Raw genomic sequence first — 3069 nt, 5'->3', positions numbered from 1 at the left:
CTGCGGAGCCGCTGGACGGCGGAGACCCAGGTCGTCACGACCGCACCTCCGCCGGGACCGAGCGGGCGACCTGCTCCGACCGTGGGTGCAGCGCGTGGGCGTCGGCTCCGGGCTGGTCGGGGACCCGGCCGGGGAGTCCCTCGAGGACCCGGCCGTCGGTGCGACCGGCCCGGGCGTCCTCGACCGCCCAGTAGACCGCCTCGGGCGTGGCCGGTGAGGCGAGGTCGACGCTGGTGCCGGCCGGTCCGAAGGCGGCCGCGGCCTGCCGGAGCGCCTCGCGGACCGAGAACGCCAGCATCAGGGGCGGCTCCCCCACCGCCTTGGAGCCGTAGACCGCGCCGTCCTCGTGGGCCCGCTCCAGCAGGGACACGTTGAACTCCTCGGGCATCTCGGAGAAGGCCGGGAGCTTGTAGGTGCTGGCCGCCTGGGTGGCCAGCCGTCCACGCGACGGCCCGTCGGACTCGTCCCAGCGCAGGTCCTCCAGCGTCAGCCAGCCGGCCCCCTGCACGAAGCCGCCCTCGATCTGGCCGAGGTCCACGAGCGGCGACAGCGAGTCGCCGACGTCGTGCACGATGTCGACGCGACGGGTGCGGTAGGCCCCGGTGAAGCCGTCGACCTCGACCTCGGTCGCCGCGACGCCGTAGGCGAAGTACTTGAACGGGTGGCCGCGCATCACCGAGGAGTCCCACTCGATGCCCTCGGTGCGGTAGAAGCCCGCGGCCCACAGCTGGACCCGGCTGAAGTAGGCCTCGCGGACCAGGTCCTCCCAGGCGAGCTCCCGCCCGGCGGCCACCTCGGCGAGGCGCGCCTTGATCTGCTCGCTGGCGTGCTTGACCGCGCCACCGTTGAGGTCGGCACCGGAGCTGGCGGCGGTGGCGGAGGTGTTGGGCACCTTGTCGGTGCGGGTGGGGGCGAGGCGGACGCGCTCGAGGGGTACGCCGAGCGTGGTCGCGGCCACCTGCAGCATCTTGGTGTGCAGGCCCTGGCCCATCTCGGTGCCGCCGTGGTTGATCAGCACCGAGCCGTCCTTGTAGACGTGCACCAGCGCACCCGCCTGGTTGAAGGCGGTGAAGTTGAAGGAGATGCCGAACTTCACCGGGGTCAGCGCCAGCCCGCGCTTGGTGTGAGGGTGTCGCCGGTTGAAGTCGGCGATCTCGGCCCGGCGACGGGCGACGTCGCCGGACTCGAGCACCCGCTGCCACGCCGTTGCGACCCGCTCCGGGTGCCGCACCGGCTGTCCGTACGGCGTGCTCTGGCCGTCGACGTAGAAGTTGCGTCGGCGCAGCTCGTCGGCGTCGATGCCGAGCAGCGGGGCGCACCGGCCGAGGATGTCCTCGATCACCAGCATCCCCTGCGGACCCCCGAACCCCCGGAACGCGGTCTGCGAGGTCTTGTGGGTCCGCGCGATCCGGCCGTTCACGCGGACGTGGGGGATCCAGTAGGCGTTGTCGACGTGGCACAGGGCCCGGGCGAGGACCGGCTCGGACAGGTCGAGGCTCCAGCCGCCGTCGGAGGTCAGCGTCGCGTCGAGCGCCTGCAGCCGGCCGTCGGCGTCGAAGCCGACCCGCCACTGGGCGTGGAAGCCGTGCCGCTTGCCGGTCATGGTGAGGTCCTGGGTGCGGTTGAGCCGCAGCCGCACCGGGCGACCGGTGAGGGTGGCCCCCAGTGCGGCGATGGCGGCGTACCCGTGCGGCTGCATCTCCTTGCCGCCGAATCCCCCGCCCATCCGCAGGCACTGGACGGTGACCTGGTGGTTGGAGAGGCCGAGGACGTGGGCCACGATCTCCTGCGTCTCCGACGGGTGCTGGGTGCTGCTCTGCAGGAACACCTGCCCGGCCTCGTCGACCTGGGCGAGCGAGGCCATGGTCTCCAGGTAGAAGTGCTCCTGCCCGGACATCTCGACCTCGCCGCTGAACACCCGCGCGGACCCGGCCAGCCCGTCCTCGACGTTGCCCCGCTCGACGGTCGGCTGGCCTCCCTGGAAGCTGCCCGCCGCGATCGCCTCGCGCAGCCCGATCACGGCCGGCAGCGGGTCGTAGTCGACCTCGACCGCAGCCGCGCCGAGCCGCGCGGCCTCGAGGGTCTCGGCGAGCACCCAGCACACGGCGTGGCCGTGGTACATCACCTCGCTGGGGAACAGCGGCTCGTCGCCCTTCACCCCGGCGTCGTTGACCCCGGGTACGTCGTCGGCGGTCAGGACGCGCACAACCCCCGGGACGTCGTGGGCCGCGTCGACGCGCAGGCCGGTGACCCTGGCGTGGGCATGCGGGGCCTGCACCGGATGGGCGTGCAGGACGTCGCGGGTGCGGCCGACCAGGTCGTCGGTGTAGAGCGCCGCGCCGGTGACGTGGAGCGACGCGCTCTCGTGGGGGATGGTCAGGCCGACGGCGGCGTCGTCGGGCCGGCTGGAGAGGTCGCTCATGCCTGCACCACCTCGCCGGTCTCGGCCCACAGCCGCAGCAGCGCGTTGCCGAGCATCGCCGAACGGTAGGCCGCACTCGCGCGGTGGTCGTCCATGGGAGTGCCCTCGGACCGCAGTGCCTCGGCGGCCGCCCGGACCGTGTCCTCGGCCCACGGCTGTCCTTCGAGCACCGCCTCGGTCGCGAGCGCGCGGATCGGGGTGGCCGCGACGCCGCCGAGGCCGATCCGCGCGGTCTTGACGAGCCCGTCGGCCACGTCGATCGCGAACCCGACGGCGACGCTGGAGATGTCGTCGAACCGACGCTTGGCGATCTTGTGGAAGGCGGCCACACCGGCGAGGGGAAGCGGGATCCGCACCGCCCGGATCAGCTCGTCCGGGCGGCGTACGGTCTCGCGGTAGCCGGTGAAGTAGTCGGCCAGCGGGACCTCCCGGTCGCCCTCGCGGGAGGCCAGCACGACGACCGCGTCGAGCGCCAGCAGCGCCGGCGGGAAGTCGCCGATCGGGGAGGCGGTCGCGAGGTTGCCGCCGATGGTGGCGGTGTTGCGGATCAGTCGCGACGCGAACTGCGGGAACACCTCGGCCAGGATCGGCACCCGCCCCGCGAGCAGCGTCTCGACCTCGGAGAGCGTGAGGCCCGCCCCGATCTC

2 protein-coding genes are annotated in these 3069 nt (G+C 73.3%); both read right to left on the bottom strand.

From position 1 onward, the window contains the following. Positions 1-34: 34 nt before the first annotated feature. Positions 35-2422, bottom strand: a complete 2388-nt coding sequence (gene xdhB, locus VFN12_RS13710) for a xanthine dehydrogenase molybdopterin binding subunit (RefSeq protein WP_325119277.1) — start codon at positions 2420-2422, stop codon at positions 35-37. Then, the coding region (locus VFN12_RS13705; protein ID WP_325119276.1) for an FAD binding domain-containing protein at positions 2419-3069 on the bottom strand (651 nt) is incomplete at its 5' end. The genes xdhB and VFN12_RS13705, both read right to left, overlap by 4 nt.

This window comes from Nocardioides sp. (assembly GCF_035703625.1).
Lineage (GTDB): Bacteria > Actinomycetota > Actinomycetes > Propionibacteriales > Nocardioidaceae > Nocardioides.
Note: the sequence above shows the minus strand (reverse complement) of the source record. Positions and strands in the feature narration are given on the sequence as shown.